Annotated in this window: 16 protein-coding genes; 1 reads left to right on the plus strand and 15 read right to left on the minus strand. The window is 54.5% G+C overall.

Annotated features, from left to right (window positions below; all coding sequences use genetic code 11):
• Positions 1–1,110 (plus strand): diguanylate cyclase domain-containing protein, encoded by a 1,110-nt coding sequence (locus V5T82_RS03390; RefSeq protein ID WP_332894189.1) that lies wholly within the window; start codon positions 1–3, stop codon positions 1,108–1,110.
• Between the two features lie 18 nt (positions 1,111–1,128).
• Here V5T82_RS03390 and V5T82_RS03395 read toward each other — a convergent pair whose 3' ends face one another.
• From V5T82_RS03395 to pyrH, 15 genes are all read right to left on the minus strand, one after another.
• A complete protein-coding gene (locus V5T82_RS03395; RefSeq protein ID WP_332894190.1) occupies positions 1,129–1,668 on the minus strand; it encodes a shikimate kinase in 540 nt (179 codons plus the stop codon).
• Between the two features lie 9 nt (positions 1,669–1,677).
• Positions 1,678–2,079, minus strand: coding sequence for a lactoylglutathione lyase (gene gloA, locus V5T82_RS03400; protein WP_332894191.1), 402 nt, complete (start codon positions 2,077–2,079; stop codon positions 1,678–1,680).
• Position 2,080: 1 nt separating this feature from the next.
• Positions 2,081–3,229 (minus strand): lipid-A-disaccharide synthase, encoded by a 1,149-nt coding sequence (gene lpxB / locus V5T82_RS03405; protein ID WP_332894192.1) that lies wholly within the window; start codon positions 3,227–3,229, stop codon positions 2,081–2,083.
• Complete coding sequence (locus V5T82_RS03410; protein ID WP_332894193.1) at positions 3,226–4,047, minus strand: LpxI family protein; 822 nt, start codon at positions 4,045–4,047, stop codon at positions 3,226–3,228. The genes lpxB and V5T82_RS03410 overlap by 4 nt, the downstream gene beginning before the upstream one ends.
• On the minus strand, positions 4,037–4,837 hold the full coding sequence (gene lpxA, locus V5T82_RS03415; protein WP_332894194.1) for an acyl-ACP--UDP-N-acetylglucosamine O-acyltransferase: 801 nt from the start codon (positions 4,835–4,837) through the stop codon (positions 4,037–4,039). The genes V5T82_RS03410 and lpxA overlap by 11 nt, the downstream gene beginning before the upstream one ends.
• Position 4,838: 1 nt before the next feature.
• A complete protein-coding gene (fabZ, locus tag V5T82_RS03420) occupies positions 4,839–5,288 on the minus strand; it encodes a 3-hydroxyacyl-ACP dehydratase FabZ (RefSeq protein WP_332894195.1) in 450 nt (149 codons plus the stop codon).
• A 3-nt stretch (positions 5,289–5,291) separates the two neighbouring features.
• The gene (gene lpxD / locus V5T82_RS03425; protein WP_332894196.1) at positions 5,292–6,311 is read right to left on the minus strand and encodes a UDP-3-O-(3-hydroxymyristoyl)glucosamine N-acyltransferase; all 1,020 of its coding nucleotides are present in this window, start codon (positions 6,309–6,311) and stop codon (positions 5,292–5,294) included.
• Positions 6,312–6,320: 9 nt separating this feature from the next.
• A complete protein-coding gene (locus tag V5T82_RS03430) occupies positions 6,321–6,899 on the minus strand; it encodes an OmpH/Skp family outer membrane protein (protein WP_332894197.1) in 579 nt (192 codons plus the stop codon).
• 9 nt (positions 6,900–6,908) lie between these two features.
• Entirely contained in the window at positions 6,909–9,188 is a 2,280-nt protein-coding gene (bamA, locus tag V5T82_RS03435; RefSeq protein WP_332894198.1) for an outer membrane protein assembly factor BamA, read from the minus strand.
• A 153-nt stretch (positions 9,189–9,341) separates the two neighbouring features.
• On the minus strand, positions 9,342–10,457 hold the full coding sequence (rseP, locus tag V5T82_RS03440) for an RIP metalloprotease RseP (RefSeq protein WP_332894199.1): 1,116 nt from the start codon (positions 10,455–10,457) through the stop codon (positions 9,342–9,344).
• 12 nt (positions 10,458–10,469) lie between these two features.
• Positions 10,470–11,657: a 1-deoxy-D-xylulose-5-phosphate reductoisomerase gene (locus V5T82_RS03445; protein WP_332894200.1), complete on the minus strand. Its 1,188-nt coding sequence runs from the start codon at positions 11,655–11,657 to the stop codon at positions 10,470–10,472.
• Entirely contained in the window at positions 11,645–12,379 is a 735-nt protein-coding gene (locus V5T82_RS03450; RefSeq protein ID WP_332894201.1) for a phosphatidate cytidylyltransferase, read from the minus strand. Before V5T82_RS03450 ends, V5T82_RS03445 begins: the two co-directional genes overlap by 13 nt.
• Positions 12,324–13,061: an isoprenyl transferase gene (locus V5T82_RS03455; protein ID WP_332894202.1), complete on the minus strand. Its 738-nt coding sequence runs from the start codon at positions 13,059–13,061 to the stop codon at positions 12,324–12,326. Before V5T82_RS03455 ends, V5T82_RS03450 begins: the two co-directional genes overlap by 56 nt.
• A gap of 33 nt (positions 13,062–13,094) precedes the next feature.
• Positions 13,095–13,640 carry a ribosome recycling factor gene (gene frr / locus V5T82_RS03460; protein WP_332894467.1) on the minus strand — a complete coding sequence of 182 codons (546 nt, stop codon included), beginning with the start codon at positions 13,638–13,640 and terminating at the stop codon, positions 13,095–13,097.
• Positions 13,641–13,731: 91 nt separating this feature from the next.
• Positions 13,732–14,448 carry a UMP kinase gene (pyrH, locus tag V5T82_RS03465; RefSeq protein ID WP_332894203.1) on the minus strand — a complete coding sequence of 239 codons (717 nt, stop codon included), beginning with the start codon at positions 14,446–14,448 and terminating at the stop codon, positions 13,732–13,734.
• Between the last annotated feature and the right edge of the window lie 17 nt (positions 14,449–14,465).

Genomic DNA, 14,465 nt, shown 5'->3' on the forward strand with positions numbered 1-14,465 from the left:
ATGGCATTCAAAGTCTCTGAGAAAGTTCCACTCGTATCTTATGCGAAGGTGATTGTGGCCTGCTTCCTCGTTGAGCTGGCGGTCTTGAGGTTTATTCATGGCCTTTCTGAGGACTCATTGCTGATTGAAGCCGTCCTCCATGCTGTCACTTTGACGGCAACTCTAACGGTTGGCTTTATGTTTTGGGTCTACCCAGAACACCGCAAGGACCGGGAAATTGCACAAAATGAAACACGGTTTCTGCAAACCCTGATCAATGCCATCCCCGCTCCGGTTTTTTATAAGGACGAAAACGGCATCTACATCGGCTGTAACGACAAGTTTGGAGAATACTTAGGAAAGCCGAGTGAAGAGATCATCGGCAAGTCCGTTTTTGACATTGCGCCCGCAGATTTAGCCCGGATTTACCACGATGCGGATATGTCGTTGATGCTTTTTGGCAATGATCAAGTCTATGAAACCCAAGTAAACCATGCTGACGGCAAAGAGCACGATGTTTTGTTCCACAAAGCCGTCTACCACCGCACATCCGGTGAGGCCGCCGGTATCATTGGCGTGATGGTCGATATTTCCGAACGCAAAGCGTTGGAGCGCCGTCTTCAGTCCCTAGCCACCATTGACGCCCTGACCAATATCCCCAATCGCCGCGAGCTTGACCATCGATTGGAACAAGCGTTGTTGCGCAATAAACGCACAGGCGAACAGCTGGCCTTGCTGTTTATTGACATGGACGGGTTTAAAGACGTCAATGACATCTACGGCCATGAAGCCGGCGATGAAATCCTGCGCCAAATCGGGGCGCGCTTAACGGAGCTGTTGCGCAAGTCCGACGTTGCCGGTCGCATGGGGGGAGATGAATTTGCCGTGGTTTTGGACACCCAGGTCACACCACAAAGCGCCATGACCGTGGCCGACAAGATTTTAGAGGAGCTGGCTGCGCCTTACACGGTCCAGGGAAACACCTTCTCCAACCTATCAGCCAGCATTGGCATCGCGGTTTCCCCGGATGATGGACAGAGCCTCAAAACCCTGCTGTCCAAGGCGGACAAAGCCATGTACCAAGCCAAAAACGATGGGAAACACCGCTATGCCTTAGCCAGCGACCTTTGAGCTTGCTATAGCCTAACCCTAAAGCTTGTCTTCGAAAATCTTGAAAATCTCTTCGGCCAATTCAGGGCGTTTTTTGCCTTCAATGTCGACGACGATGTCAGCGGCCTTTTCATAGAACGGCAGACGGCGTTTCATCAGTGCCAAGGTAGAGGTGCGGCTGTCCAATGTGGGGCGGTTGTTTTTCTTTTCGACCTTTTCGACCAAGCGCTCCATATCGCCCTTGAGCCACACAACCGTGCCTTTTTCTTTCAACGCTTTGATTTTGCGCTTGGAGTAGACTTCCTTGCCGTCTTGGTCCAAATCCACCACGACGCCACCGCCGCAATCTACGATCACGTTGTCCATGAGACCGATTTTTTTGACGGTCTCAAATTCCAAATCGCGGAACTGAACCCAGTCGCCCTTGTTGTCGGCAATGATGTCGTCAATGCTCTTGCCGCCGTTTTCATAGACAATCATGTCGTCGGTGGCGAACACCGGACGTTTGACCAAAACGGACAAGCGGCGCGATACGTTGGATTTTCCAGCGCCGCGCATGCCGATGATGACAATGTTCATGTACTCAAATCACTTTCGTTCAATCAGTTCGATTTTGTAGCCATCCGGATCTTCGATAAAGGCGATCACGGTGGTGCCGTGCTTCATCGGACCGGGTTTGCGAGGGATGTTCACGCCGTCTTGTTCCATCTTTTCGCACGCCGCATAAATATCGGGAACCGCCAAGGCCAAGTGTCCGAACCCGGTTCCCAGGTCATACGGCTCGTCTTGATCCCAGTTGTGCGTGAGCTCAACCACCGTGTTGTCTTTTTCCTCGCCATAGCCCACAAACGCAAGGGTAAATTTGCCGTCGGGGTAGTCTGTGCGGCGCAGCACTTTCATACCCAAATGCCGGGTATAAAAATCGATTGAGGCGTCCAAATCCTTGACCCGGATCATGGTGTGCAGAAAGCGAAAATTTGGCGTGTCCATATCATGCGTTCCTTGCTGTTTTTATGACAACGTCAGCGGCTAAATCCCCTGGGGACGGCCCACCGTAACCCAACGCGTTCAACGCAGCTGTTGCGGCATCAATCTGTTGGTTGCGCAGCGCTTCATCATCCATCAAACGTGACAATTCGTGCGCTAAGTTATCCGCCGTGCAATTTTCCAATAAAAGCTCCGGCACGGCTTCGCGGCCCAAGCAGATGTTGATCAAGTTGACAAACGGTGTCTTGATCAGACGACGCGCCAACATGGCCGTCAGGGCGTTCATGCGATAACCGATGACGTGGGGAAGCTTCGCCATGGCAAGCTCCAAAGTCACCGTGCCACTGGCCGCAATGGCGATGGTGGAAGCGGCAAAAGCGTCCGCCTTTTGCGCAGGACCAACCACGGTGACGGGCATGGTCCAAGACGACGTCATCTCTTCGATGTGTGTTTTCAAATGATCGACGGATGGGATAACGACAGAAAGCTTCGGGTACTGCGTTGCCAACCGCGATGCGGTTTCGCCAAACACCCCCAACAAACGTGTGACTTCACCCGTGCGCGACCCCGGCAACAGGCACAAGAGCGGAGCTTCGGGATCTATGGCGTGGTGGGTGCGAAAAGACGGACCGTCGCCCGCATCTAAATTCCCGGTCACCACAGGGTGGCCGACGAAGGTGGCGTCCAGACCTTCCTTGTGGAAATACGGCGGTTCGAACGGCAACAGACACAAGAGGTGATCCAAGAACTTGGCGACTTTCTCGGCCCGCCCTGCCCGCCAAGCCCAGACACTCGGCGCAACGTAGTGCACCACGGGAACTTGGTTGTGGCGCTTTCTCAGTTTTTTCACAACGCGAAAACAAAAGTCAGGTGCATCGATGGTCACAACCACGTCCGGCTTTTCGCGTTCTATGGCGTGGGCCGTTTGGTTCATGCGTTTGAGCAACAGGCGTAGACGCGGCAACACTTCGAACACGCCCATAACAGCCAAGTCCGTCATCGGGAAAAGGCTGGACAAACCTTGGGCCTGCATCTCCGGTCCGCCGACGCCACGAAACTCAATCGCACCATCCGTCTTGGCGGTGAGCGATTTCATCAAGCTTGCACCCAAAGCATCGCCGGAATTTTCCCCTGCTATGACGAACACCTTCATGGTTTCATCCCCACCACGAACACATCCAACGCGTCCGCCTTGGCCAAGACCTGATCACGGTCGACGATAATGGAGCTGCCCGCTTCGACGACGATGCCCCGCATCCCTGCACGTTTCACGTTCTCCACAGTGCGCAAGCCAATGGTGGGCAAATCCACACGGGTTTCTTGCCCGGGTTTGGTCATCTTCGCCAAAACAGCGCCCAAGGCTTCGCCACTTGCAATCAACTGTGTCAGCATGGCATCCGTGCCGTCTGGTCCTTCGAGAGCGATGACATCGTCTGCCCGGCCGACGGCAGCTTGGCCTTTGTCCTGGGCGCCCAGATCTTTTGCGGCACGGACAGCGGTTTGAATGGATCGGTCGTCTTTTGCAGAGGGCTGCACCCGTCCCAACACGCCTTCAGGAGACAGCAATTCAGGACGCACCTGATGCGCACCGCGTATGCGAAAGCCTTCTTGGGTTTCCAGTGTGCGGACAATCGCGCGGAGCAATCCGTCATCGCCTTTGGACAACCAGCCGCCCAAGAAAAACTTAAACGTCCGCCAATCGGGCAACACCGACCAAAAGCCCGGACGCTTGACGGCTCCTGCCATCACCAAGTCCCGCACACCAGCCTTTCGCAGTTCAGAGATCGAAGTCCCGCCCGCACCAATGCGCACCCAGGCATGGTTCACACCGTCAACGGTTTCAGGGTCGCAGTGGTCTTTCAGAGCAATGACAAAAACGTCCCGCCCCTGTTCACGACATGAGCGGATCAGCAGACGCGGCAGCTCGCCGCGGCCGGCCACAATACCAAGCGGGCCCGGGTCAGTTGGCATCTTCCATTTTCGGCTGACAGATCGAACGCGAGCTGTCGTCGCCAATAAATTCGATAATGTCCATCACCGGCTCGTTACCATCGAACATTTCCGCAACGTCTTTTTGACGTTCCGACAGGGTGCCTTCTTGGGCGAACAACAACCGGTAGGCATTGCGCAAGGCATGGATGGTTTCTCGGTCGAACCCACGACGTTTCAAACCGATCAAGTTCAAACCCGACAAGTGTGCGCGGTTGCCTGTCACGGTACCGTAAGGGATAACATCGTTTTCAATGCCCGACATACCGCCGATCATGGCGTGTTTGCCGATACGCACGAATTGGTGGACGGCAGACAGACCGCCGACGATAGCGAACTCGCCCACTTCGACGTGTCCAGCCAAAGTAGCATTGTTCACCAAAATGACGTTATTCGAAACTTGGCAGTCGTGCGCGACGTGTGCGCCGACCATGAACAAGCAATTGTCACCGACTTTGGTCAACAGACCGCCGCCTTCCGTGCCCGGGTTCATGGTTACGTGTTCGCGGATGACATTATTTTTGCCGACTTCCAAACGCGAAACTTCACCTTTGAACTTCAAGTCCTGAGGCTGACCGCCAATGGAAGCAAACGGAAAGACCCGCGTCCCCTCACCGACAGCGGTGTCGCCGGTAACAACCACGTGGCTATCCAACGTCACGCCATCACCCAGCGTTACGTCTTTGCCGACGATACAAAACGGTCCGACGGATACGTCGTTGCCCAATTGGGCACCGTCTTCAATGATGGCAGAGGAGTGAATATCGCTCATATCAGCTGTCCATAATCATGGCAGAGAACGTGGCCTCTGCCTTTAAAACGCCGTCAGCATGGGCTTTGCCTTCGAACTTATATACGTTGCGGCGCGATTGAATTTTCGTCACCGTAATTTCCAGCACATCTCCGGGAATCACAGGCTTGCGGAACTTGGCGCTATCCACGCCCATGAAGTACACCAGCTTACCTTCAGCTTCGACGCCCAAGGTTTCGACGACCAACACAGCAGATGTCTGCGCCATGGCTTCGACAATCAACACGCCCGGCATGACCGGGTGGTTTGGAAAGTGTCCCTGAAAATGAGGCTCGGATGCCGTCACGTTTTTGACACCGACGCAGCTGGTATCGGGAACCACATCTTTAACTTTGTCGACCAACAACATGGGATAGCGGTGCGGAATCATTTCCATGATCCGGTTGATGTCGATGATGTTCTCGGAGCTCATAACTCAGTCCCCCTTTTTCTTTCTCGCCAATTTGCTCAGTGTTGCAACTTGACGCCAATATTCTTTAGCCGGCAATGCTGGTGTGCCGGCAACAGTTTGGCCTGGTTCAACGTCACGCATGATGCCGCAATGCGCCGCAATGCGTGCGCCGTCGCCAACGGTTAAGTGACCGGCCAATCCAGCCCCGCCGCCCATCATAACGTAATTGCCCATTTTGGTGCTGCCGGAAATCCCGCTGAGTGCGGCAAACAAGCATCCAGCACCGATCTCAACGTTGTGAGCCACCTGGACCATGTTGTCGATTTTCGTGCCGGAACCAATCTTTGTATCGGGGCCTGTGCCCCGGTCGACACATGCATTTGCGCCGATGTCCACGCCGTCACCCAGGATAACGCGTCCCAACTGCGGCACTTTGATGTGTTCCGCACCCGGCGCAAAACCGAAACCGTCTTGACCTATGCGCGCACCCGGATGAAACACACATCCCTTGCCGGCAAGGGTGTGCTGGATCGTCACGTTCGGACCGACCTGACAGCCATCCCCAAGAACGACGCCCGGACCAATAAAGCTGTTTGCACCAATGACACACCCCGCGCCAATCTCCGCCCCGGCTTCGATGACCGCGCACGCGTCGATTTGGCAAGCTTCGCCAATGAAGGCCTCAGCGCTGATAACGGCGCGTTCATGAATTTGACCGTTGGATCGGTTCAGCGGATAAAACGCCTGGGCAACCCGGGCATAAGCGCGATAGGGCTCTGGCGTGACCAACAAGATCATGCCGTCAGGCGCTTGGTCCGCATACTTGGCATCACACAGACATGCGCCGGCTTCGCTGGTTTCGAAAGCGGAAACATACAATTTGTTGTCTAAGAAGCTCAGGTGCTCTTTGCCGGCCACTTGCAGGGGTTGAACATCAACAAACACTTCTTCGCCAGTGCCTCCTTGGATTTCAGCTTCGGCGATCTCCGCCAGCTGAGCCAAGGTAAAGGGCCCGGCGTTATCAAAGAATTTCGGGTCGGCCATATTCGCCCCTTATTTTTTCCAGGGGTTTTCAACCGCTACAGCAGGAAGACGGGTGTTGAGCTCCGCCGCCACCAAATTGGTGATATCCAAGTTGGGATGGGCAAAGAAGGTTGCACGTTTGTCGAACACAATCGTGATGCCATTTTTCTGGGCCAAGCCGCTGACCACAGCCGCATAGACTTCTTCAATTTTGCTCGTCGCTTTGGTGCGCACTTTCGCCAAATCAATATTGCCCTGTTGAACTTTGCGTTTCCACGCCACGACACTTTTGGCGAACTTATCTTGTTCCGCTTTAAATTGTTCCGGCGTTTGCAGATTCTTTTTGCGTTGCAATTCTTTGCTGGCTTTGTCGAGAGCCGCTTTTTGGGCATCCAATTCTTTTTTGAACGCCGTTTGATATTTCACAATTTGCTCGCGAATGTTTTTCAAAGCCTTGGACTGATCCAGCACAATGTCTTTATCCAAAACCGCCATGTACACGCCTTGGGACTTAGCCGCGCCTGAAGCATTTTGCGCCTGTGCTTTCGGCGTCATCATCAAGACGCAAAAGACGGCCACACAAATGTGTACGATAGTTTTGTTGATCACAGGTCTCTCCTAGAACTTTGTGCCGAAATTAAAGCGGAAGAATTCGGTTTGATCGTAGCTTTCTTTAACCACGGCTTGAGCAAAATCGAGGCTGATGGGGCCAACTGGCGAAACCCACGTCAAGCCAGCACCGACAGAGGAGCGAATTGATCCTTCATCCGCGACGTTCACACCTGAGGCATCCACGTTCATCAAGCTGCCGAAATCCGTGAAGAGCTTGCCGGAAATGCCCAACTCTTGCGGCAGGCCAAGGGGCACAGCAAGCTCGGCAGTGCCGGTGTACATAAACTCACCGCCCAAAGCGTCAGACGTAGAAATGTCACGTGGGCCGATCCCGTTGTTTTCAAAACCACGCAGATCATCACCGCCGATGTAATAGCGGTCCAACAGACCGACATCTTCACCAATGCCGACAATCACGCCGGTTTTGCCTTTTAAGGTGGTGATCCAGCCATCGGCAATTTTGTAGTAGTACGCGCCACGAACCGTGTTGCGCAAATAGCGGCTATCCCCACCCAAACCGGACAAGTCGTTGGTCAATTTGGCCACGTAACCTTCGGTCGGGCGAATTTTACTGTTGCGCCGGTCATAAGCAATAGAGTGGCTCAGCTCTGACAGGGTTTTGTCACCAGCTTGCTCTTGCACATAAATTGACGCGTCACTGGGAACGTTGGTGACGGAAGAGCTTTTCAGTGTGTACACCCAACCCTGAGATAAGTTCGTTGAGATCGGATAGCCAAAGCGCAAGGCAAAGCCTTTGTCTTCGGTGTCGTAAGAGCTCGACGATTGGTTATCGGTTTCCGTGCTGAAGATGTTAAAGCCTGCCGAAATATCCCGGTTCAAAAAATGTGGTTCCGTGAACCCGAGATTAAGCAAGGTTTGTCGCTGAGAAATGGTCGAGTTAAAGCTCAACTCTTGACCTTTACCCAGCAAGTTACGTTCGCGAATACCGAACTCAGCCAAGGCGCCGTTGGTCGTCGAATACCCCGCACCGATGGACAGCGAGCCCGTGGATTTTTCTTCCACCTCAACATTAACGACAGCCTTATCCGGTGCCGAGCCTTGAACTTGCTTCACGTCCACACGTTCGAAGAAGTCGAGATCTTCGATATTGGTGATGGACTTGCGCAGCTTAGCCGAGTTGAACGCATCCCCTTCAACCACGTTGAATTCGCGGCGGATGACATTGTCATGGGTCCGCACGTTGCCGGTGATGTTGATCCGTTCAACAAAAACGCGGGGACCTTCTTTGATTTCGAAATCCAGGTTGATCACGCCAGCTTCGCTGTCCCGATCGACTTTAGGCCGCACGTCAACAAACGCATAACCCAAGTTGCCGGCAGCGTCGGTCAGGCTTTGAACCGTATCGTCCACCAAATCGGCGTCGTACCACTCGCCTTTTTCAATGGCAATGGTTTCGGACACATCATCAGCCTTCATGTCGCGCAGGTCGGCCTGAATAGAAATATCGCCAAAGGTATAGCGGCGGCCTTCTTCTACGGTAAAGGTGATGAAGAACTGATCGCGGCTGGGGGTCAGTTCCGCAACGGCGGACAAAACCTTGAAGTCGGCATAACCGTTTTTCAGATAATACCTGCGTAACAGTTCGCGGTCGAAGGTAATACGGTCGGGATCATATGTGTCATCCGAAGACAAAAAGCGATACCAGCGGGTTTCGCGTGTGCGGATGATTTCTTGCAGATCGCCGTCATCAAAAACGCGGTTGCCAACGAAACGAATGTTTTGCACTTCGGTCAGCGCGCCTTCATCGACTTCGAACACCAAATCAACGCGGTTTTGCGGCAGTTGAATCAGCTTCGGTTCAACCGTGACAGAAAAACGCCCGCTTTTTTGATACAGCGTTTGGATGCGGTTGACATCGTTTTGCACCTTGGAGCGGGTATAGATCACGCGCGGCTTCAGCCCAATTTCCGACGAAAGTTCTTCATCGTCAATGCGTTGGTTGCCTTCGAACGCGATGCGGTTGATGACCGGGTTTTCCACCACAACGATCACCAAAATATCGCCTTCGCGGCGCAGGCTCACATCGGCGAACAGTCCGGTTGCAAACAGGGATTTTAGGGACCGGTCAATGCGTACCGGATCGAACGCGTCGCCTTCACGCACCGTTAGATAGGAACGCACCGTTTCCGCATCCACACGGGCAGCGCCTTCGACGGCGATGGCCTCAATGGTCGGAACGCCTTGGGCGCGGGCAAAGTCGGTCGGCAGCAACACTGCTGCACCCATTGCCATGACGACTAAGAGATTGAAATATATTGCCTTCACGCTCTTCCCTGCCTTCAAAAACGTAGCCACGTTCTGTTTGTACGCACTTTTACTCATTTGCCCCTCAGCAAAACCACAAGCTCAAACCTGCTCGAACACCAAAAAACGCCTTCGGAAGCTCCTTTTTGATTTGGATCATTCTTATCCAAAAATTCAGCCAAAAAGGCGCCCAAAGTCGTTCCAGGTCGCAAATACCATCAACAGCAATACCAGAACCAGACCGAAACGGAAACTGTATTCTTGTAGCTGTTGACTCAAGGGCTTACCGCGAACCGCCTCGGCCGCGTAAAACACCAAATGCCCACCGTCAAGGACCGGAATCGGGAACAGATTGATCAGCCCCAAATTGATCGAGATAAAGGCCAAAACACCCAGCACCGATGTCAGGCCTGCTTTGGCGGCTTGGCCACTCACCTGCGCGATGGAAATAATGCCACCCAGTTCCTTGGCGCTGCGCTCTCCGGCGAACATTTCTCCAATGCCGCTCAAAATCCGCGCGGTCATGGCATAGGTTTGCTCAACGCCCATAAACAACCCTTCGACAACGCCGGTTGGGTTGTATTCAACGTGCTCAGGGCTCGGACGAATGCCCAATAAGCCTTTGGAAACATTGACACCATCAGCCCCTTCCCCGGTCCAGGGGCGCGGCGTCGCGTTGAGCACGATCATGTCGTTATTGCGCATAACGTCAAAGCGCAGCGCGACATTGGCGCTGCCAGAAACCACCTCGCTCAGTTCGGAAAACAGCTTAATTTCTTGGCCGTTGATGGCAACGATCCGGTCACCGGCCTCAAACCCAGCTTCTTGAGCGGCGGTGTCTTTGATGACTTCCCCCACACCCGCCAGCACAGACGGCATGCCATAAACCGCGTTCATGCCCCAATAGACCAAAATCGCAAACAGGAAGTTGGCAGCGGGTCCGGCGGCGACAATCGCAGCGCGCTGGCCTAAGCGTTTGTGATGAAACGAAACTTTTTGCTCTTCTTCGGTCATGGGGCGGTCTTCGGCGTCGTCCACACCGGTGACCATGTCGCCTTCGCCAAACATTTTGACGTAGCCACCCAACGGAATTGCGCTAAACCGCCAGCGTGTGCCGAGCTTGTCCGTCCAACCGAACAGTTCTTTGCCGAAACCGACCGAGAACACCTCAACCTTCACACCGTTCTTGCGGGCCACCCAGAAGTGGCCGAACTCGTGCACAAACACGAGCACGGTCAGAAGTACCAAAAGAGAAACCGTGTTCAAGAGCGTGTTATCAAATAAATCCATATGACCAGTACCTTACCCTGCAACCAGGGCTGTTGCGCGCAATCGGGCTTCGGCGTCTATGTCGAACACTTCGTCAAGAGAGCCCACATCCGTGCGCCCCATCATGTCCATCACAGCCTCAACCGTGCGTGCAATTTCCAAAAAACCGATTTTTTCGTCCAAAAAGCCCGCGACAGCGACTTCATTGGCGGCATTTAATACAGTTGGCACGGAACCGCCGGCGCGCAAGGCCTCCCCTGCCAAACGCAGTGCCGGGAAGCGTTCCAAGTCTGGAGCCTCAAACGTCAACGTCCCAACAGCCGATAAATCCAAAGGTTCTGACGGGGCGGCCATGCGCTGAGGCCAAGCCAAGGCGTAGGCTATGGGGGTGCGCATATCGGGCGTCCCCATCTGCGCCAAAACCGAGCCGTCCACGTATGAAACCGTCGAGTGCACCACCGATTGCGGGTGCACCAGCACCTCAATTTGATCGGCCGAGATCGGGAAAAGGTGAAACGCCTCAATCATTTCGAGGCCTTTATTCATCATCGACGCGCTGTCGATGCTGATCTTCGCGCCCATGTCCCAGTTGGGATGCGCGACAGCCTCATCGGGCGTCATTGCCGACATTTCGTCTAAGCTTTTTTCCCGAAATGGCCCGCCGGAAGCCGTCAGGGTGATTTTGGCGACACCTTCGGGACGCTCAAAATCGAAAACTTGGAAGATCGCACTGTGTTCGCTGTCGACCGGAATGAGAGTCGCATTGCCCTTTTGCACTTCGGCGGTCATGACTTGGCCTGCAGAAACCAAGGTCTCTTTGTTGGCCAAAGCCACCAGCGCACCGCGCCGGGCCGCTTCAAGGGTCGGCTTCAGCCCTGCTGTCCCAACAATGGAAGCCAAAACGATATCCGAGGGCCGGGCTGCCGCATCCGACACAGCTTGATCGCCCGCAGCCGCCTCAATGGAGGTGCCGAAAAGCAAATCCTTGAGCTCACCATAAAGGCTTTCGTCCGCCACGACGGCTTGTTTTGCGCCCAATTCTTTGGCTTGAGCGGCCAAAAGCTGAACATTACGGTTGCCGGTCAGAGCTTCGACGACAAAATCGGACGGATTGCGTTTCAACAAGTCAACGGTACTGGTGCCGATGGACCCGGTCGAACCCAGCACCGTTACGGACCGAGGTGCCGTTTGAGGCTTTGGGGATGCGCTTACAACAGCCATGCCAACACAGTCTCTTGCAAAGATAAATTCACGAAGGCCAACGCGATGGCCGCTGCCACCAAACCGTCCACCCGGTCGAACACGCCGCCGTGGCCGGGAATGATTGTGCCGCTGTCTTTAACGTCAAAGCGGCGTTTGACGCTACTTTCCAGCAAATCGCCGATCTGGCTAACCACAGCCAGCGCAGCACCCAGCAGCACCACGGAGAGACCGGCATCGTTTAGCGCGACTTCAGGGCGAAAATAAGACACGACCCCCCACCCCGCCAAAGCGGCTAACAAGGTCCCGCCCAAAAAACCGGACCAGGTTTTGTTCGGGCTGATGCGCGGCGCCAATTTTGGTCCGCCGATGTTCTTTCCAAACGCATAACCGCCCGTATCCGCCCCCCAGACAACGGCCAGAAGCCAAAAGATGGTCAACCGCCCAAATTGCGGGTCCTGGCGCAGGGCCCACAATGCCCAAACGGATAGAGCAACGTAGAAAACGCCCAACACCATCCAGGGGGCGCGTTTTTCAACCATATTGGCCCACTCTGACATCAAGATCAGACCCATTAGGGCGATCAATGCCACGTAAATCCAGCCGCCAACGTAAACGCCAGCCAACACCAACGGCGCCAGCACAAAAGCAGACAGCAGGCGCAATTTCAAAGCTTGGTTCATGGAGCTAGACACCGACAGCACCGTACCTGCGTTCGCGCGTTTGATACTGGGCGAGAGCATTTTGGAATTCCTCGGCACGGAAATCGGGCCAATAGGTGTCGACAAATACGAATTCAGAATACGCCGTTTGCCACAAAAGGAAATTTGAAATGCGTTTCTCGCCACTGGTGCGAATGAGGAGGTCCGGGTCGGGAACATCTGCCGTTTCAAGTTGGCTTGAGAACATGGTCTCATCAATATCGGCCGGGTCCAGATCACCGGCTTTAACTTGCTCGGCCAACGCGCGTGCTGCGTTGCTGATTTCCGCGCGCCCGCCATAGCTCAGCGCCAAAACAAGATTGAGGCCTTGGTTGTCCTTGGTGCGCTCTTCGGCCGTGCGGATCAGGTCTTGAATATCCTCAGCCAAGCGTGCGCGTTCCCCGATCACACGAAAACGCACCCCTTGTTTGTGCAGATCCGCCAGCTCTTTTTTCAGATACAGGCGCAAAAGCCCCATCAAGTCCATCACTTCAACAGACGGGCGCTTCCAGTTTTCCGAAGAAAAACCGAATAAGGTCAGATACTTCACACCCGACGCAGTGGCTTCCTTGATGATGACGCGCACGGATTCAGCGCCCCGACGGTGCCCTTCGGTACGCGGCAGCCCCCGGCTGGCCGCCCAACGGCCATTGCCGTCCATAATGATCGCCACGTGAACAGGCACGGGCGCATCACCATTTTGGGACTGAGGTTCTATGGGCATTTCAGTACACTCGCTTCGAAAAGACCAACAGGATTAGACCTGCATGATCTCTTCTTCTTTGTGCGCCAAGGTTTCGTCGATTTTTGCGACGTTTGCATCGGTCATTTTCTGGATTTCATCGCCGTATTGACGGTGCTCATCTTCAGAAATATCGCCGTCTTTTTCCGCCTTTTTCAGCTCGTCCATACCATGACGGCGCACATTGCGCACGGCCACACGGGCTTCTTCAGCGTATTTGCCGGCAACTTTCGCCAATTCCTTGCGGCGCTCTTCGTTGAGCGGCGGAATGGGAATGCGGACCAACTGACCGTCGGCTTGCGGGTTGAGGCCCAGACCGGCGTCCATAATGGCTTTTTCGACCGATTTCACCATGCCCTTGTCCCAAACCTGGACGGTGAGCATGCGCGGTTCGGGAACGCCGACGGTACCGACTTGGTTGAGCGGCATGGCTTGACCATACGCTTCGACAGTCACAGGGTCCAACAAACTGATCGAGGCGCGTCCTGTACGCAGCCCCCCACATTCCTTGTGCAGAACCTCCACTGCGCCTTCCATGCGCCGTTCCAGGTCCGATTTCATCGCTTTAATATCAGCCACGTGTGATCCCCTTTAAATCTCAAATCTGTTCTTTCACTTTGCGCTGGCAGCGCCCGAACCGCAAGCGTTTGCATCACTCTACAATGGTGAAGGTGCCTTTTCCATGCACCACTTCACCAAACGCGCCTGGGGTATGTAGCGAAAACACTAGGATGGGTAAAGCATTGTCGCGCGCCAAAGCAATGGCGGAGGTGTCCATGACCCGCAAATCGTCTGCTAAAACCTGTTGATAGCTGAGCGTATCGAAACGCGTCGCGTTCACATCTTTTTTCGGGTCTGCGCTGTAGACACCGTCGACCTGGGTGCCTTTCAACAATGCATCCGAGCTCATTTCAATGGCGCGCAAAGCTGCTGCCGTGTCGGTGGTGAAAAACGGATTACCGGTGCCGGCGGCAAAAATCACCACGCGGTCCTTTTCCAAATGACGCACGGCGCGGCGGCGAATGAACGGCTCGCATACGGTGTTCATGGGTATAGCCGATTGAACCCGCGTCGCAACCCCCTTGCCTTCCAACGCGCTTTGCATCGCAAGCGCGTTCATCACGGTGGCCAGCATGCCCATATAGTCCGCGCTGGTGCGTTCAATATTGGCCGCTGCGGAAGACACACCGCGAAAGATGTTGCCCGCCCCGATGACCAGACAAATCTGCACGCCCATATCGTGCACATCTTTGATTTCTTGGGCAATGCGGGAGACCGTGTCGGTGCACAATCCGAAATCCTTATCGCCCATCAATCCCTCGCCCGAGAGTTTCAACAAGACGCGCCGATACTTCGGTGCTTCGCTCATGGCCAATTCCCCAATCT

The sequence above is a fragment of the Magnetovibrio sp. PR-2 genome, assembly GCF_036689815.1.
Taxonomy (GTDB): domain Bacteria; phylum Pseudomonadota; class Alphaproteobacteria; order Rhodospirillales; family Magnetovibrionaceae; genus Magnetovibrio.